Origin of the sequence: Mycolicibacterium neoaurum, from assembly GCF_036946495.1 — a bacterium.
Classification (GTDB): Bacteria; Actinomycetota; Actinomycetes; order Mycobacteriales; family Mycobacteriaceae; genus Mycobacterium; species Mycobacterium neoaurum_B.
In genome coordinates this window covers 303,500-321,010 of the sequence record NZ_JAQIIX010000001.1, presented here as the reverse complement: position 1 = coordinate 321,010, position 17,511 = coordinate 303,500, and the positions used below count along the sequence as shown (strand labels likewise).

Here is a 17,511-nt window from a genome sequence, read left to right as displayed (position 1 = left end):
ACCACGGCGGACGGTCGACCGCTCAGAAGATGACGGTCTCGCCGTCGTGGCGGACGATCCGGTCCTGGCAATGCCACAGCACCGCCCTGGACAGCACCGCGCGCTCGACATCGGCGCCGAGGCGCACCAGATCCTCGACGGTGTGGGTGTGGTCGACACGAACCACGTCCTGCTCGATGATGGGCCCCTCGTCGAGATCCTCGGTCACGTAGTGGGCGGTGGCGCCGACCAGCTTCACACCGCGCTCCTTGGCCCGCCGATAGGTGTTGGCGCCGATGAACGCGGGCAGGAACGAGTGGTGGATGTTGATCAGTGGGCAGCCGATCTGATCCAGGAACTCTGGCGTGACGATCTGCATATAGCGGGCCAGTACGACGAGGTCGACGTTGCCCTTGAGCAGTTCCAGCTGGCGCGCCTCGGCCTCGGCCCGGGTATCGCGCGTGGCGGGGATGTAGACGAAAGGCACCCCGAACGGACGCACCTGGTCGGCGAGGTCGGGGTGATTGGCGATGACCATGACCACCGACATGTCGAGTTCACCACGACGATTACGCCAGAGCAGATCGAGCAGGCAGTGATCGGCCGTAGAGGCGAAGATGGCGACCCGCTTGGGGGTGGCCGCATCGGTGAACCGGTGATCGATATCGAACTCGGGTGCGATCCGTTCGGCGAACCGGGCTTCCAGTTCCGGCCGCGCGGCAGCGAGTCCTGGGAGATGGAACACGGTGCGCTGCAGGAAGGTGCCACCCTCGGCCTCGGTCGAATGCTGGTCGAGGGAGATGATGTTCGCGCCGGCCTCGGTGAGGAAGGTCGAGACCGCGGCGACGATGCCGGCCCGGTCCGGGCACCGCAACAGGAGCCTGCCGATGTCCTTGTGCCGGGCCGACTTCGACGTGCCCGTCGGATGACTCGCGGTCATCAGGAGTCGGCCGCGCGCAACTCCAGCGCGACATTGTTCTTCATCCCGCCGCGAAGCTTGGAGAACAGACCGAACAGCTTGCCCACGATGCCGTAGCGCCGAGCGATCCCGTCATAGGTCCGGCGCAGCGCCGCCTCGTCCAGGATCGCCGCCACCGCCTCGACGGGCTCGCTCTTCGGATTGCCCCGACGATCGCAGACGGCCACCGTGACCCGTGGGGTGTTGCGGATGCGCTTGACCTTCCACGAGCCGGCCTGGGTCACCACCAGCAGCCGATCCCCGTCCGGCACCGCCCATATCGCGGTGGGCTTGGGCCGCCCGTCCTTGGTGAACGTGGTGAGCAGGACGTAGTCGGCCTTGGCGACATCGGCGAAGGTGAGAGCCATGCGGGCAATCCTAATGCGCGGCACGGATGGCGCCGTCCGGCGCCGGCGGGCTCACCCCTCCAGTTCACCTTCGGTTTCCAGCAGCACCTGCTTGAGTCCGTCGAGGGTGGCCGTCTCGGGCTGAGCCCACATGCCGCGACCGGCCGCCTCCAGCAGACGTTCGGCCATCCCGTGCAGCGCCCACGGATTGGACTCGTTCATGAACTTCCGGTTTTCGGCGTCGAGTACGTAGGTCTGGCTCAGTTGCTCGTACATCCAGTCCGACATCACATGCGCGGTCGCGTCGTATCCGAACAGGTAGTCCACGGTCGCCGCCATCTCGAACGCGCCCTTGTAACCATGTCTGCGCATCGCGTTGATCCAGCGTGGATTGACCACACGGGCGCGGAACACGCGGGTGGTCTCCTCGGAGAGCGTGCGGGTGCGCACGGCATCGGGACGGGTGTTGTCGCCGATATAGGCGGCCGGGTCCTTACCGGTCAGCGACCGCACGGTGGCGATCATGCCGCCGTGATACTGGAAGTAGTCGTCGGAGTCGGCGATATCGTGTTCACGCGTGTCGGTGTTCTTGGCCGCCACCACGATCCGGCGATAGGCGCGGTTCATGTCCTCCGAAGCAGGCGCGCCGTCGAGGCCGCGACCGTAGGCGAATCCGCCCCAGGCGGTGTAGACCTCGGCGAGATCGGCGTCATCGCGCCAGTTACGGCTGTCGATGAGCTGCAACAGTCCCGCCCCGTAGGTGCCCGGCTTGGATCCGAAAATCCTTGTGGTGCTGCGTCGCTGATCACCGTGATCGGCCAGGTCGGCCAGCGCGTGGGCGCGGACGTAGTTGTCCTCCGGCGCCTCGTCGAGGGCGGCGACCAGCGACACCGCGTCATCGAGCATCGTCACCACGTGCGGAAAAGCATCGCGGAAGAATCCCGAGATGCGCACCGTCACATCGATGCGGGGCCTGCCGAGCTCCGCCGGAGTGATCACCTCCAGGTCGACGACGCGTCGCGATGCGTCATCCCAGATGGGCCGGACGCCCAGCAGGGCGAGCACCTCGGCGATATCGTCGCCGGAGGTGCGCATGGCCGAGGTGCCCCATACCGAGAGCCCGACCGACTTCGGCCACTCGCCGTGATCGGTGCGGTACCGCTCGACCAGTGAATCTGCCAGGGCCACACCGGTTTCCCAGGCAAGCCGAGACGGCACGGCCTTGGGATCCACCGAGTAGAAGTTACGCCCGGTGGGCAGCACGTTCACCAGGCCGCGCAGCGGGGATCCCGAGGGGCCGGCCGCGATGTAATGGCCGTCGATCGCCTTGAGTACCGCGTCGATCTCACCGGAGGTGGCGCGCAACCGCGGTGCCACCTCGGTGGCCGCGAACCGCAAGATCTGGGCCACCACGGGGTCGTCGGTCAGCTCGTCGACGGCGCCGGCATCCCAGCCGGTCTTCTGCAGCCCGGCGACCAACTGCCGCGCCGCGTCCTCGGCGGCATCGACGGCATGGCGTTCGTCGGCGCCGTCCTCGGCGAGACCGAGCGCCTGACGCAGGCCGGGTACGGTCTGCTCACCACCGAACAGCTGGCGAGCCCGCAGGATCGCCAGCACCAGGTCCAGCTCGGAGTCCCCCTCCGGTGCAAGGCCGAGGATGTGCAGGCCGTCGCGGATCTGGACATCCTTGATCTCACACAACCAGCCGTCCACATGCAACAACATGTCGTCGAAGGAATCCTCGTCGGGCCGATCCTCCAGGCCCAGGTCGTGGTCCATCTTCGCCGCGCGCATCAGCGTCCAGATCTGCTGGCGGATGGCGGGCAGCTTGGCCGGGTCGAGCGCCGAGACGTTGGAGTGCTCGTCGAGCAGTTGTTCCAGGCGCGCGATGTCTCCGTAGGTCTCGGCGCGCGCCATCGGCGGGATCAGATGGTCGACCAGGGTGGCGTGCGCCCGCCGCTTGGCCTGGGTGCCCTCCCCGGGGTCGTTGACCAGGAACGGGTAGATCAGCGGCAGATCGCCTAGGGCGGCGTCGGTCCCGCATGCGCTGCTCATCCCCAGCGTCTTGCCGGGAAGCCATTCGAGGTTGCCATGCTTGCCGAGATGGATGACCACATCGGCCTTGAACGCCGAGGGGCCATCACCGAATTGGCCAGAACCGAATTGCCCGTCCAGCCAGCGATAGGCGGCCAGGTAATGATGACTCGGCGGCAGGTCCGGATCGTGGTAGATCGCCACCGGATTCTCACCGAAACCACGCGGCGGCTGGACCAGGATCACGACATTGCCCGACCGCATGGCCGCGATGACGATATCGCCGTCCGGGTTGTGGGTGCGGTCGACGAACAGTTCGCCCGGGGGCGGGCCCCAGTGTTCGACCATGGCGTCGGCGAGTTCGGCGGGCAGGGTCGCAAACCAGCGCCGGTACTCGGCCGCGCTGACCCGGATCGGGTTGAGCGCCAGCGTCTCCTCGGTGAGCCAGTCGGGGTCCTGGCCACCGCGCTCGATAAGCGCGTGGATCAGGGCATCGCCGTCTCCGGCCTCGACGCCGGGTACCTCGCCGATGTCGATGCCATGGTCGCGCAGGGCGCGCAACAGCGCGATCGCACTGGCCGGGGTGTCCAGCCCGACGGCGTTACCGATCCTGGCGTGTTTGGTCGGATAGGCCGAGAAGACCAGCGCGACCTGCTTCTGCGCGGCGGGGATGCGGCGCAGGCGGGCGTGGCGCACGGCGAGACCGGCCACCCGGGCACACCGCTCGGGGTCGGCGTTGTAGGTGATCAAACCCTCGTCGTCGATCTCCTTGAACGAGAACGGCACGGTGATGATGCGTCCGTCGAACTCGGGCACGGCCACCTGGGTGGCGACATCCAGCGGGGAGAGCCCGTCATCGTTGGCCGACCAGGCGGCGCGCGAACTCGTCAGGCACAAGCCCTGCAGGATCGGGACATCCAAGGCCGCCAGATGGGCCACGTTCCAGCCGTCATCGGCGCCGCCTGCGGTGACGGTCGCCGGGGTGGCACCACCCGCGGCGAGCACCGTGGTGATCAGCGTGTCGGCGGTGCCCAGCAGGTCCAGCAGGTCGGCCTCTGCGGTCCGCAGTGAGGCGCAGTACACCGGCAGTGCGCGGCCGCCAGCCGTCTCGATGGCCGCGCACAGCGCCTCGATATAGCCGGTGTTGCCCGCCAGGTGCTGGGCCCGGTAGTAGAGCACGGCAACGGTGGGAGCGTCGGGCCGTGCCGCTTCGGCGCGTTCGAGGACACCCCAGGTCGGGATCTGTACGGGAGGGTCGAAGCCCTGGCCCGTCATCAGCAGCGTGTCGGACAGGAAGGCGTGCAGCCCGCGCAGATTCTCGACGCCGCCCTGAGCTAGATAGACATGCGCCTCCAGGGCCACGCCCGCAGGCACCGTCGAATACCGCATGAGCTCGGCATCGGGCGCCTGTTCACCGGAGAGCACGACGGTCGGCACGCCGCTGGCGACCAGAACGTCGATGCCGTCCTGCCAGGCGCGGTAGCCGCCGAGGATGCGCACCACGACGATGTCGACACCGGTCAGAAGCTCGGCCAGCTCCCGGTCGAGTTCGTCCTGCAGCAGCCGGGACGGATTGGCCCAGCGGTACTGCGCGCCGCTGGCGCGGGCGGTGATCAGGTCGGTATCGGACGTGGAGAGCAGCAATACGGTCGGCACCCGCTCAATCCTGCCCCACCGCACCCCCGGCGTGGGGCGCGCCCGGTGTTTCCCGCCGGGTACTTCCTCAGCCGCCCCAGCGGGCGTACCAGGAGCCTCGGTAGGGAGTCGCGATGGCGGCGACGACGAGGGCAACGCCAAGTCCGATGGCAATCAGGGACGCCATGTGTCGCCTCCTTTCGGTAGGGGGTACCGGCTGGTACCAGTTGGTACCGAGAACGTAGCCCCGGATCGGTCACAAAAGAGCGATCTGTGCGTGAGCCGACAGCTCCGATCTTGATGTGACCTATCACACATCGATCCACATTCCGGGGCGCTGACCTGCGCACAACGGCTTTTGGATCGCCGTCGGTAAAACCGTGGGCGGCTGCGGGTTCGCCTGGCCCAATATTCCTATGACCCTTCCCGACCCATCGCACCCACAGCCACCGGTACGCGTTGTGAAGCTCGGTGCGCACATCGGCGCCCGCGTGGACGGTGTGCGCCTGGCCGGTGACCTCGACCCGGCAACCGTCGCGGCCATCAACACCGCGATGCTGGAGCACAAGGTGATCTTCTTCCGTGGACAGAACCATCTCGACGACGAGGGCCAACTGTCCTTCGCGCAACGTCTCGGCACCACCACCGCGGCGCATCCGACGGTGCTGTCGCGGGGCGCCAGGGTGCTGCCCATCGACTCGCGCTACGACAAGGCCAACAGCTGGCACACGGACGTGACCTTCGTCGATCGCATCCCGAAGGCCTCGCTGCTGCGTGCCGTCACCCTGCCCGAATACGGCGGGACGACGGTGTGGGCCAACACGGCCGCAGCGTATGCCCAGCTGCCGGAACCGTTGCGGTTGTTGGCCGAGAACCTGTGGGCGGTGCACACCAACAAATACGACTACAGCGCGGACCACCCGGACGGCGACCAGCGGCACGACGTGCCGGCAGGTACGGTGCGCGAATATCGGGCCGAGTTCGAATCCGAGTACTTCGAGACCGAGCACCCGGTGGTACGCGTACACCCGGAGACCGGCGAACGGGCCTTGTTGCTCGGTCATTTCGTCAAACGACTGGTCGGACTGGGCTCGACGGAGTCGGCCGCGTTGTTCAATCTGCTGCAGGCGCGGATCACCAAGTTGGAGAACACCGTCCGGTGGAACTGGGCTCCCGGCGATCTGGCCATCTGGGACAACCGGGCGACTCAGCACTACGCGGTCGCCGACTATGACGACCAGTTCCGCCGACTCAGCCGGGTCACGCTGGCCGGGGATGTGCCCGTGGCTGTCAATGGCGCGACCAGCCGGGTGATCGCCGGTGACGCCGAAAAGTACTCAGTGGTGGTCACCCCGGTTGCACTGGCCGGGTGAGCATTCGGCATCGGGCAGTACGGTGGATGGGTGAGTCGAACCCGCGATCAGGACGCCTGTCCCGGCGCGCTGCAGGTGCACCAGGCCGCCGACGGGGCCCTGGTGAGAGTGCGTCTGCCCGGCGGTTTCCTCGACGCGGCGGCCCTGGAGACGCTTGCCCATCTGGCCATCGAATGCGGTAACGGTGCGCTCGAGTTGACCTCGCGCGGCAGCGTGCAGATCCGCGCGATCACCGACACCGCCCGCGTCGCCGATGCCATCGCCGGCGTCGGGTTGTTGCCGGCGCCGGCGCACGAACGGGTCCGCAACATCGTCTCCTCCCCCCTGTCCGGCAGGTCCGGTGGTCTGACCGATGTGCGCGGGTGGGTCCACGACCTCGACGCTGCGCTGCAGGCCGACAGTGCGCTGTCCCAGTTGCCCGGCCGGTTCTGGTTCTCCATCGATGACGGCCGTGGGGATGTCAGCGGACTGCACACCGATGTGGGTCTGCAGGTCACCGACGATGGCGTCGCACTGTTGCTGGCGGGTTCGGACACCGGTGTGCGGTTGTCGGTCGACAGCGCCATACCGACCGTGATCGAGATCGCCTCGCGATTCCAGCGCGATCGCGGAAAGCGTTGGCGAGTGGCCGAACTCGACGACCCCACCGTGTTGACCGCAGGCCATGAGGTGTCGGTTCCTGCCGGGCAGCGGCTGGTGGTCGGCGACACCGCGCGCGGACCGGTGGGGTGGATCGAGCAGACCGGCTCCGATCCCCTCGTCACGCTGGCGGCGGTGGTGCCCCTGGGGGTACTGCCCGCGCGCACCGCGGAATTCGTGGCCGCGATCGACGCACCACTGGTGGTGACGCCGTGGCGTTCGATTCTGATCTGCGATCTGCGCGAGGAGGTCGCGGATACTGCGCTACGCGTGCTCGCACCGCTGGGCCTGGTCTTCGACGAGGCCTCACCGTGGCTGACCGTCAGCGCCTGCGCAGGTAGTCCCGGCTGCGAACGGTCCAGGACCGATGTCCGTGCAGATGCGCTCGCCGCGGTCGACTCCGGTCCCGCTGCACCGTCGGGAGCCCATCGGCACTTCGTGGGCTGTGAGCGCGGCTGCGGCGCGCCGGCGGGCGCCCAGGTGTTGGTTGCCTCCGCGGACGGATACCGACCGCGTCACACGTAGGGTGAGCGGGTGCTCGAATACATCCGCGACGCCGCGGAGATCTACCGTGAGTCCTTCGCGACGATCCGTGCCGAAGCCGATCTGGCGCGCTTTCCCGAGGATGTCGCCCGGGTTGTCGTCCGCCTGATCCACACTTGTGGGCAGACCGATGTCACCGAACACGTCGCGTTCAGTCCCGATGTGGTGGCCAGGGCGAGCGCGGCGCTCGCCGCGGGCGCGCCGGTGCTGTGCGACTCGTCGATGGTGGCAGCCGGAATCACCCGGTCTCGCCTGCCCGCCGACAACGAGGTGATATCGCTGGTCGCCGATCCCCGCGCCCCGGAGGTGGCCGCGCGGCTGGGCAGCACACGCTCGGCCGCGGGCGTGGACATCTGGGCTGACCGGCTCGACGGTGCGGTGCTGGCGATCGGTAACGCACCGACCGCCCTGTTCCGATTGCTCGAGCTTCTCGACGACGGCGCGGCCGTCCCGGCGGCGGTGCTCGGCGGACCGGTCGGCTTCGTGGGGTCCGCGCAGTCCAAGGACGAGCTGATAGCCCGCCCGCGCGGGATGGACTACCTGGTGGTGACAGGCCGTCGTGGCGGGAGTGCGATGGCGGCCGCAGCGGTGAATGCGATTGCGAGTGAACGCGAATGAGTCGAGGAACGCTCTACGGTGTGGGCTTGGGTCCCGGTGATCCCGAGCTGGTCACGGTCAAGGCGGCCCGGGTGATCGGGGAGGCCGACGTGGTGGCCTATCACAGTGCCAGGCACGGCCGCAGTATCGCGCGTCGGATCGCCGAACCCTATCTGCGCGCGGGACAGATAGAAGAACACCTGGTGTATCCGGTGACCACCGAGACCACCGAGCATCCCGGTGGCTACGACGGGGCCATGGAGGACTTCTACGCCGAATCGGCCGAGCGCATCGCCGTCCACCTGCGGGCGGGTCGCAATGTCGCGCTGCTCGCCGAGGGCGATCCGCTGTTCTACAGCTCCTACATGCACATGCACACCCGGTTGACCGAACAGTTCCGGGCCGTGATCGTGCCCGGTGTCACCTCGGTCAGCGCGGCCTCGGCCGCCAACGGTATGCCGCTCGTGCAGGGCGATGAGGTGCTGACCATCCTGCCGGGAACCCTGCCCGGCGCCGAGCTGGCCCGTCGGCTGGCCGATACCGACGCCGCGGTCATCATGAAACTGGGCAAGTCCTATTCCGAAGTCCGCCAAGCACTCTCGGAGACCGGCCGGCTCGAGCGGGCCTTCTACGTCGAGCGGGCCAGCACCGACCAGGAGCGGGTGCTCGCCGCCGCCGATGTCGATGCGGACTCGGTGCCCTACTTCTCCATCGTCATGCTCCCCGGTGAAGCGGCGGTTCAGCGCCGCGGCGGCAGCGTGGCGGTGGTCGGGCTGGGCCCGGGCGACCTGGACTGGATCACGCCGCAGGCGCGCCGCGAGCTGGCCGCCGCCACCGATCTGATCGGCTACTTCCCCTATCTGGACCGGGTCGGTGTGCGCACCGGTCAGACCCGCCACGCCAGCGACAACACCGATGAACCGGCGCGGGCTCGGCTGGCCTGTGAGCTCGCCAGGCAGGGCCGGTCGGTGGTGGTGGTGTCCTCGGGAGACCCCGGCGTCTTCGCGATGGCCACCGCGGTCCTGGAGGAGGCCGTGCACTGGCCCGATGTCCACGTCCGGGTGATCCCGGCGATGACCGCGGCCAACGCGGTGGCCAGCCGTGTCGGTGCGCCGCTCGGCCACGACTATGCCGTGATCTCACTGTCCGACCGGCTCAAACCGTGGGACATCATCGCCAAGCGGATCAGCGCGGCCGCCGCCGCCGATCTGGCCATCGCGGTGTACAACCCGGCGTCCAAGACGCGGACCTGGCAGGTCGGCGCCATGCGCGATCTACTCCTGGAGCATCGGTCCCCCGACACGCCGGTGGTGATCGGCCGCGACGTGGCCGGACCGCAGGAAAGTGTGCGGGTGGTGACGCTCGGGGAATTGAATCCCGACGAGGTCGACATGCGATGCCTGCTGATCATCGGGTCCTCGCAGACTCGGGTGCACGGCGACATCGTGTTCACCCCGCGCACCTACCCGGAGCTGACCTCGGCCGAGCATCGTTGACAGCCCCCGGCATCACGTCTAGTTTTCGCTGGTGATCCCGCGTACTCCCGATGACGTGACGGCGGATTGGCTGACCGGTGTGCTCGGCGCACCTGTCGACAGTGTCGACATCACCCCAATCGGTACGGGCCAGACCGGTGCGACCTACCGCGTGCGGCTCGGCTACGCCGACGCTGCCGAGCTGCCCACCACCTTTGCCGTGAAGCTGTCCGCACAGGAAGATGCCGTCCGCGATCGGGTCGCCCTGGGCTATCGATCAGAGCATGCGTTCTATACCGGGATCGCCGACCGGGTGCAGGTACCGGTCCCACGCCACTACCACTGCGATATCGGCCCCGACGGAGGCGATTTCGTGCTGCTGCTGGCAGATCTGGCACCGGCCGAACAGGGTGACCAGATCGCAGGCTGCAGTCCCGAGGAGGCTGCGCTCGGGGCACGCGCGCTGGCCGGCCTGCACGCGCCGAGCTGGTGCAACCCCGAGCTGACAGGCTTACCCGGAATCCCGATGCCCAAGCCCGACGCCGCGATGGCAGCCGGGATGGGCGATCTGGCGAAGATGGCCGCCGAGGCCACCCTGGAACGACTCGGGGACCGGATGACCGCAGATGATCGCGCGACCCTGGCGGCGGCGCTGGCCATGGTGACACCCTGGCTGCTGACCGAACCGGGCCGGTTCGGGCTGTTGCACGGCGACTACCGCCTGGACAACATGCTCTTCGACCCGGCTCGTTCTACCGTGACGATCGTCGACTGGCAGACCCTCGCCGTCGGACTGCCCGCCCGCGATCTGGCGTACTTCACCGGAACCAGTCTGGATCCCGAGGTCCGCGCGGCGGCCGAGCAGGATCTGGTCGCCGAGTACCATGCCGCGCTGACCGAGCTCGGCGTCACCGATTACGACGTCGAAACCTGTTGGCGTGATTACCGTCTGGGCATGCTGCAGGCGCCGCTGATCATCGCGTTCGGGGTCGCCTTCGCGACCTCCACCGACCGCGGCGACGAGATGATGGTGGCCATGGCCCGACGGTCCTGCCGCGCCATCCGCGAACTGGACACCCTGGCCCTGATCTAGCGCCGGGCGTGCACCCAGTCGACCGCCGCGTCGACGGTGTGCACGCTGGCCACCCCGTCGGGCAAGGCCGGGCGGTCCACCATGATCACCGGCACGCCTGCCTGGCCGGCGGCATCGAGTTTGGCCTGCGTCATCGCACCACCGCTGTTCTTGGTGACCAGCGCGTCGATACCGTTGTCGCGCAGGAGTTTCAGCTCGTCGGCCAGATGGTAGGGCCCGCGCGAGAGCACCAGTCGGTGGCGATCCGGAAGCAGCTCGGGTTCGGGCGGCGTGACGGCGCGGATCAGGAACCATGCGTCGACGCCGCGGAAGGCGGCGGTCCCCGAGCGGCCGGTCGTGAGGAACACCCGCCGGTATCGGCGACGGGCCACCGTCTGTGCCGCCGCGCCGTCATCGGGCACGACGATGGCGTCACCGTGCGGCCAGCCCGGGCGGGCCAGGACGACATGCGGTACACCCACCATCGCCGCCGCGCGCGCCGCGTTCGCGGTGATGGTGGCCGCGAACGGATGGGTGGCGTCCACGACCAGGGTGATGCCGTTGTCGGTCAGCCAGCCGGCCAATCCGTCCGCACCGCCGAATCCGCCGATGCGCACTTCGCCGACCGGCAACGCGGGGTCGGGCACCCGGCCTGCCAACGAACTGATGACCGCGACCTCGGGATGTAGTCGGGCAGCCAGGTCGCGGGCCTCGCCGGTTCCACCGAGTAGCAAGACCCGCACTAGTGTCGACTCCCCCGCCGGCGCCCCGTCGAGTACAGATAGCTGTCGGTGAACCCCTGTGCGCCGAGGACATCTCCGACGATGATGACCGCGGTCTTGGTTATGCCGGCTGCGCGCAACCGCTCGGCCAACTCCCCGAGCTGGCAGCGCACCACCTGTTCGGCAGGCCAGCTGGCGTATGCCACCACCGCACAGGGCGTTTCGGTGGTATACCCGGCGTCCGGAGCGGTGAGCTCGGCGACGATGGACTCGGCCTGGGCGGCGGCCAGGTGCAGCACCAGAGTGGCGCCCGGTGCCGACAGCGCCGCCAGCGATTCGCCCTCGGGCATGGCGGTCGACAGCGTGGCGACCCTGCTCAAGGTGACCGTCTGCGCCACCCCGGGCACCGTCAACTCGCGCCCGAGCGCCGCGGCGGCCGCGGCGAACGCGGGCACTCCCGGCACGACCTCGTAGCCGATGCCGAGCGCGTCCAGCCTGCGGCATTGCTCGGCGAGTGCGGAGTACAGCGACGGATCGCCCGAATGCAGCCGGGCCACATCGTGTCCGGCGCCGTCGGCGGCGGCGATCTCGTCGATGATCTGATCCAGCGTCAGCGGTCCGGTGTCGATCACCCGCGCTCCCGGCGGGCAGAACGCCAACAGGTCCGGCGGCATGATCGAACCGGCGTACAGGCATACCGGGCTCTGCCCGAGCAGCCGTTGTCCGCGCACGGTGATCAGGTCGGCCGCCCCGGGACCGGCCCCGATGAAATAGACGGTCACGGTTTCACCCAGGCCCACTGGGTGACCGGCAGCGCCGGGCGCCACGCGGTGAAGCCACCCACCGGCCCACCGTGATAGTGCTGAAAACGTCGCAACTCGCCACCCTTCTGTGCGTACCACTGTGCCAGTGCGGCTTCGGACTCCACCGTCACGGCATTGACCACCAGCCTGCCCTGGCGGGGCAGTCGGTCGACACAGGCCTCGATCAGCCCGGGCTGCGTCACGCCTCCCCCGACGAACATCGCCGCCGGGGGCGCCACATCACCGAAGGGCTCCGGTGCCGCGGATCGCACGTCGATGCGCACCCCGAAGGCGGCCGCGTTCATCGTGATCCGGTTGCGGCGGTCGGCATCTCGCTCGAAGGCCACAGCCCGGCATCCAGGGGCGCTGCGGCACCATTCGACCGCGACGCTACCCGATCCGGATCCGACGTCCCAGAGCAGTTCGCCGGGGCGTGGACCGAGCGTGGCCAGCGTGACGGCCCGGATGGACTGCTTGGTGATCTGTCCGTCGTGGGCGAACGATTCGTCGGGCAGCGCGTGTGCGCGGCGCATATCGGGCAGGTACCGCACCGCGACCACGTTGAGGTCGTCGACATGCGCGGTGAAGGTGTCTGCCGTGCTCCGGGTGATGCGTTCATCCGGGCCACCGAGGTTCTCCAACACGATGAATTCGGACTCGCCGCGGTCGGTTTCGGTCAACAGCCGGGCCAGTGTGGCGGGTGTGTCGCCGTCGCGGCTGAGCACGACGGCCCGGCCACCCCGGCGTACCGCCGTCACGGGGTCTGCGGTGACCAGACTGATCACCTCGGTCTCCTGCGCGGGCCAGCCCAGCCGCGCGCACGCCAGCGTCACCGACGACACATGGGGCAGGACGCGGACGGCATCGGCGCCGAACACCCGGATCAACGTGGCCCCGATCCCGTGCAGCATCGGGTCTCCCGAGGCGACGACGTGCACGGTGTCCAGACCGTCGAACATCGTGGGCAATGCGTCCAACAGGGGTGAGGGCCACTGCCTGCGCTGGGCGCAGATGCTCTCATCCAGCATGTCGAGCTGTCGACCGGAGCCGTAAACGACGGTGGCGCCGCGTAGTTCGGCTGCCGATACCGGCGAGAGTCCGGCCATCCCGTCGGCACCGATGCCGACCACCACGATCCGTGCACTCATCGTGGCAGCCTCCGCCAGATCGGGGCGGGAAGAAGGCGGAACACCGCGGCGATCCCTCCAACCTGCCACGGCACCCAAACCCGCCGTCGCCTGCCGGACAGCGCCCGTACCGCGGCATCGGCGACCTGCGCCGGGGTGCTGGAGAACGGTGCCGGCGCCATCCCCTCGGTCATCCGGCCGATGACGAACCCGGGACGGATCACCAGCAACCGGACGCCCGAACCGTGCAGTGCCTGTGCCAGTCCGGAGCAGAAGCCGTCCAGACCGGCCTTCGCCGAGCCGTAGACGTAGTTCGCGCGGCGCACGCGGACCCCGGCGATCGAAGAGAAGGTCAGGATGGTCCCGGCGCCGGCCGACCGCATGGTGGCGGCGAGTTCGGTCAGCAGACTGACCTGGGCGACGTAATCGGTGTGGGCGATCTGCGCTGCATGCGCGGAATCGCTCTCGGCCCGGTGCTGATCGCCGAGGATGCCGAAGGCCAACACCGCCACGTCGATGGGCCCGTGTTCGGCGACCAACGCCGCGATGAGCCCGCCGTGCGAGCCCAGATCGTCGGCGTCGAACTCGACGGTGTGCACCTGCGCCGCCCCGGCCGCCCGTACCGCGTCGGCTTCGGCGGTCAGGGTTCCAGACCGCCGGGCGGCCAGCACCACCGACCTGGCCGGTGCCAAACGCGTCGCGATCTCCAGACCGATCTCGCTGCGCCCGCCGAAAATCACGACGAGCCCCGTGTCCTTCATGGCTGTGATTATGTCCTGCGCTAGCGTGGACCCCGATGGGCAAGGCAACCACACGACTGACCAATGACGCACTGGCATTCCTGACCGAGCGTCATCTGGCCATGCTGACCACGCTGCGGGGTGACAATTCACCGCATGTGGTGGCCGTCGGGTTCACCTTCGACCCGACCACCCATCTTGCGCGTGTCATCACCACCGGTGGATCGCAGAAGGCTGTCAACGCCAAAGAGCGCGGCGTGGCCGTGCTGAGCCAGGTCGACGGTGCGCGCTGGTTGTCGCTGGAGGGTACGGCCACCGTCAGCGGTGACCCCGACGACGTCCGGGATGCCGAATTGCGTTATGCGCAGCGCTATCGGACCCCGCGGGTCAATCCGCGTCGAGTGGTCATCACGGTGCGCATCGAACGGGTGCTCGGCTCGTCGTCGTTGCTGGACCGCAGCGAGAGCTGAGCACCGGAGCTACACCGGAACGATGACCAGCTCGTGCGGCCGGTTGTTCACCGACTCGACCCCATCCTCGGTGACGATCACGATGTCCTCGATGCGGGCTCCCCACTTCCCGGCGAAGTAGATGCCGGGCTCCACCGAGAAGGCCATTCCGGTCTCCAGGATGATGTCGTTGCCCGTGACGATATAGGGCTCCTCGTGCACCGACAGGCCGATGCCGTGACCGGTGCGGTGCACGAACGCCTCGGCAAGGCCCGCTGCGGCGAGCACATCACGAGCGACGGCGTCGACCGCCTCGGCGGTGATGCCGGGACGCACCGCCGCGACGGCCTCGGCCTGCGCACGCTCGAGCACCGCGTACTGCCGGGCCACCTCGGCATCGGGCGCGCCGAGGCTGTAGGTGCGGGTGGAGTCGGAGTTGTAGCCGGGAGCGTACGGCCCACCGATGTCGACGACGACGATATCGCCGGCGCACAACACCCGCTCGGAGCATTCGTGGTGTGGGTCGGCACCGTTGGGACCGGATCCGACGATGATGAACGCCACCTCCGAATGTCCCTCGGCGACAATGGCTTCGGCGATATCGGCCGCCACCTCGGCCTCGGTGCGCCCGGGCACGAGGAAATCCGGCACGCGGGCGTGCACCCGGTCGATGGCCGCACCGGCCTTGCGCAGCGCGTCGATCTCGCTCTCGTCCTTGACCATCCGCAACCGACGCAACACCTCGGTGGCCAGCACCGGAACCCGGCCGAGGATATCGGCCAGCGGCAGCAGGTGCAGAGCGGGCATCGAGTCGGTGACCGCCGTCGCCGGCCCGTCACCTGTCGCTGCGCCGGCCCCACCCGCTCCGAGAGCCGCGGCCACCAACGCGTAAGGATCCTCGCCGTCGACCCAGTCCCGCACCGTCACACCGAGTTCGGGGATGGCGGACTCGCGCAGCGCGGCCAGTTCCAGGCGCGGCACCACCACCGTGGGCGTCGACCCGTCGGCAGGCAGCACCAGCGCGGTCAGTCGTTCGAAGGTCTGCGCGCGCGAGCCGGTCAGATACCGCAGGTCGTAGCCGGGCGTGATGATCAGCCCGGACAATCCGGCAGTGGCGGCGCCTGCGGCGGCATCACGTAGCCGGCGGGCGTAGACATCGGTGCTGAAACGGGTGGTGTCCCCGGCGTTGGCCATACCCATAGGCTAGTGCGATGCCCGACTCCGGATCTCTCCGCACCGCAACGCTCGCCCCGGGGGACCGCCCCGTCCTGCTCCTCGACGGTGCCAGCATGTGGTTCCGGTCCTTCTTCGGTGTGCCGTCCTCGATCACCGCTCCCGACGGGCGCCCGGTCAACGCGTTGCGCGGGTTCATCGACAACATCGCCGCGCTGGTCACCACGCACCGGCCCGGCCGGCTGGTGGTGTGCCTTGACCTCGACTGGCGCCCGCAGTGGCGAGTGGACCGCATCCCGTCGTACAAGGCCCACCGAGTCGAGGAAGCTCTGCCCGCCGGCACCCCAGACGTCGAGGAGGTCCCCGACGAGCTGACGCCGCAGGTCGACATGATCATGGCGATGCTCGACGCGTTCGGGATCGCCACGGCCGGTGCCCCCGGATACGAGGCCGACGATGTGTTGGGCACCCTGGCCGCCGCGGAGAAGCAGGACCCGGTGGTGGTGGTCAGCGGCGACCGCGACCTGCTCCAGTTGGTGCGCGACGAACCGGTACCGGTGCGGGTCTTCTACATCGGGCGTGGCTTGGCCAAGGCGGTGCTGTTCGGGCCCACCGAGGTCGCCGAGACCTATCACGTTCCGGTCGACCGGGCCGGGCCCGCCTACGCCGAACTGGCGTTGCTGCGCGGTGATCCCTCCGACGGATTGCCAGGGGTGGCCGGTATCGGTGAGAAGACCGCCGCGACGCTGCTGGCCCAGCACGGATCTCTGGAGTCCATCATCGCCGCAGCGGCCGACCCCTCGTCGAGTGTGCCGACGGCACAACGCAAGAAGCTGCTGGCCGCCTCGGATTACATCGCCGCCGCCGAGCCGGTGGTCCGGGTGGCGCTCGATGCGCCGGTGACGCTGTCCGGGGACGGCGACGCGCTACCGCTGGCCGCCGCCGACCCGGCGCGCGTGGTCGCGCTGGCCGAGGAGTTCGGTGTGCAGTCCTCGATCGCGCGGTTGCAGAAGGCACTGGACACGCTGCCTTCCTGAGTCCCGCGGGCGTCGGTTACTTCGGGCGGCCGACCTCATAGGTGCCGTTGTCGTCCTGGAAGGTCACGGTGACCTGGCGCTTGGTGCCGTCGATGCTCACCTGGCAGGTGAAGGTGTCGCCCTTCTTCACCTCGGGGCTGACACCGCCGTTGCAGGTGACGTCCTTGACGTTCTTGGCGCCGTAGCCGTTGGCTTCATCGGTGAGGATCTGCTGCACACCGGTCTGGGCGGCGTCCACGTCCAGCGTGGTGGTCACGAAGAATCCCGGCTTCCAGAAGCCGAGTACCAGCACCGCGATGATGACCACCAGCGCGAGACCGCCGAGGACGCTGCCGATGACGGCCAGCGACTTCTTCGAACCCTCTTCGGGTCCAGGCTGGCCGTAGGGCGGGTACTGCTGCTGCGGGTCGTACTGGCCGGGCTGGCCGTACTGGGGCTGCTGGCCGTAGGGCTGGCCGTACTGCTGCGGGTAACCCTGCGGTGCATAGGCCGTGGGCTGCTGGCCGTACTGGTCGGGCTGCGGGTACTGCTGCGGCTGACCATAGGCGGGCTGACCCGGCTGCTGATACTGCGGATAACCCTGCGGTGGCTGATAGGCCGGCGGCTGGCCCCAGGCCGGCGCGTCGTGACCGGGCTGTTCCGGGTTCTGAGGCGGCTGCCAGGCGGGTTGGTCACCGGAGGGCGGGTTTCCGCCGGACTGCGGCGGCTGACCCGACCACGCCTGCGTGGGGTCAGATCCCTGCGGTCCGCTCATCGTGTCTCCTTGATCCGAGCTCGTTCTGGTCTATGTGACCCGCCGCCGCGGATC

16 protein-coding genes are annotated in these 17,511 nt (G+C 68.8%); 7 read left to right on the top strand and 9 right to left on the bottom strand.

All coding sequences use genetic code 11. The features are described 5' to 3' along the window. Positions 1-22: 22 nt before the first annotated feature. From purU to cobN, 3 genes are read right to left on the bottom strand one after another with little or no spacing between them, the layout of a single operon-like run. Entirely contained in the window at positions 23-919 is an 897-nt protein-coding gene (purU, locus tag PGN27_RS01395) for a formyltetrahydrofolate deformylase (RefSeq protein WP_335324474.1), read from the bottom strand. Then, positions 919-1,305, bottom strand: coding sequence for a PPOX class F420-dependent oxidoreductase (locus PGN27_RS01390; protein WP_335324473.1), 387 nt, complete (start codon positions 1,303-1,305; stop codon positions 919-921). The genes purU and PGN27_RS01390 overlap by 1 nt, the downstream gene beginning before the upstream one ends. 51 nt (positions 1,306-1,356) lie before the next feature. Then, positions 1,357-4,974, bottom strand: a complete 3,618-nt coding sequence (cobN, locus tag PGN27_RS01385) for a cobaltochelatase subunit CobN (protein ID WP_335324472.1) — start codon at positions 4,972-4,974, stop codon at positions 1,357-1,359. Between the two features lie 395 nt (positions 4,975-5,369). Between cobN and PGN27_RS01380 the strand changes: the two genes are divergently transcribed. Genes PGN27_RS01380 through PGN27_RS01360 form a run of 5 tightly spaced genes read left to right on the top strand, consistent with a single transcriptional unit; the run spans position 5,370 to position 10,673 of the window. Then, positions 5,370-6,326 carry a TauD/TfdA dioxygenase family protein gene (locus tag PGN27_RS01380; RefSeq protein ID WP_335324471.1) on the top strand — a complete coding sequence of 319 codons (957 nt, stop codon included), beginning with the start codon at positions 5,370-5,372 and terminating at the stop codon, positions 6,324-6,326. Positions 6,327-6,356: 30 nt separating this feature from the next. Then, complete coding sequence (gene cobG / locus PGN27_RS01375; RefSeq protein WP_335324470.1) at positions 6,357-7,490, top strand: precorrin-3B synthase; 1,134 nt, start codon at positions 6,357-6,359, stop codon at positions 7,488-7,490. 9 nt (positions 7,491-7,499) lie between these two features. After that, the gene (locus PGN27_RS01370; protein WP_335324469.1) at positions 7,500-8,126 is read left to right on the top strand and encodes a precorrin-8X methylmutase; all 627 of its coding nucleotides are present in this window, start codon (positions 7,500-7,502) and stop codon (positions 8,124-8,126) included. Beyond that, complete coding sequence (locus PGN27_RS01365; RefSeq protein ID WP_335324468.1) at positions 8,123-9,601, top strand: precorrin-2 C(20)-methyltransferase; 1,479 nt, start codon at positions 8,123-8,125, stop codon at positions 9,599-9,601. The genes PGN27_RS01370 and PGN27_RS01365 overlap by 4 nt, the downstream gene beginning before the upstream one ends. Before the next feature lie 31 nt (positions 9,602-9,632). Next, entirely contained in the window at positions 9,633-10,673 is a 1,041-nt protein-coding gene (locus PGN27_RS01360) for a phosphotransferase family protein (RefSeq protein WP_335324467.1), read from the top strand. Here PGN27_RS01360 and PGN27_RS01355 read toward each other — a convergent pair. The 4 genes from PGN27_RS01355 to PGN27_RS01340 are packed head-to-tail and all read right to left on the bottom strand — an operon-like array spanning position 10,670 to position 14,065. Then, complete coding sequence (locus tag PGN27_RS01355) at positions 10,670-11,395, bottom strand: cobalt-precorrin-6A reductase (protein ID WP_335324466.1); 726 nt, start codon at positions 11,393-11,395, stop codon at positions 10,670-10,672. The genes PGN27_RS01360 and PGN27_RS01355 overlap by 4 nt on opposite strands. Next, positions 11,395-12,156, bottom strand: coding sequence for a precorrin-4 C(11)-methyltransferase (gene cobM / locus PGN27_RS01350; protein ID WP_335324465.1), 762 nt, complete (start codon positions 12,154-12,156; stop codon positions 11,395-11,397). Before cobM ends, PGN27_RS01355 begins: the two co-directional genes overlap by 1 nt. Beyond that, positions 12,153-13,325 carry a precorrin-6y C5,15-methyltransferase (decarboxylating) subunit CbiE gene (gene cbiE, locus PGN27_RS01345; RefSeq protein ID WP_335324464.1) on the bottom strand — a complete coding sequence of 391 codons (1,173 nt, stop codon included), beginning with the start codon at positions 13,323-13,325 and terminating at the stop codon, positions 12,153-12,155. Before cbiE ends, cobM begins: the two co-directional genes overlap by 4 nt. Continuing rightward, positions 13,322-14,065, bottom strand: coding sequence for a decaprenylphospho-beta-D-erythro-pentofuranosid-2-ulose 2-reductase (locus tag PGN27_RS01340; RefSeq protein ID WP_335324463.1), 744 nt, complete (start codon positions 14,063-14,065; stop codon positions 13,322-13,324). Before PGN27_RS01340 ends, cbiE begins: the two co-directional genes overlap by 4 nt. A 35-nt stretch (positions 14,066-14,100) precedes the next feature. Between PGN27_RS01340 and PGN27_RS01335 the strand changes: the two genes are divergently transcribed. After that, the gene (locus PGN27_RS01335; protein ID WP_030135486.1) at positions 14,101-14,514 is read left to right on the top strand and encodes a F420-dependent biliverdin reductase; all 414 of its coding nucleotides are present in this window, start codon (positions 14,101-14,103) and stop codon (positions 14,512-14,514) included. A 9-nt stretch (positions 14,515-14,523) separates the two neighbouring features. On the opposite strand, the gene PGN27_RS01330 is transcribed toward PGN27_RS01335, so the two are convergent. Then, complete coding sequence (locus tag PGN27_RS01330; RefSeq protein WP_418888511.1) at positions 14,524-15,693, bottom strand: M24 family metallopeptidase; 1,170 nt, start codon at positions 15,691-15,693, stop codon at positions 14,524-14,526. An 11-nt stretch (positions 15,694-15,704) separates the two neighbouring features. On the opposite strand from PGN27_RS01330, the gene PGN27_RS01325 reads away from it, so the two are divergent. Continuing rightward, complete coding sequence (locus tag PGN27_RS01325) at positions 15,705-16,703, top strand: 5'-3' exonuclease (RefSeq protein WP_335324461.1); 999 nt, start codon at positions 15,705-15,707, stop codon at positions 16,701-16,703. Between the two features lie 16 nt (positions 16,704-16,719). Here the strand turns inward: PGN27_RS01325 and PGN27_RS01320 are convergent, their stop codons facing one another. Continuing rightward, complete coding sequence (locus tag PGN27_RS01320; RefSeq protein ID WP_335324460.1) at positions 16,720-17,457, bottom strand: DUF4333 domain-containing protein; 738 nt, start codon at positions 17,455-17,457, stop codon at positions 16,720-16,722. Between the last annotated feature and the right edge of the window lie 54 nt (positions 17,458-17,511).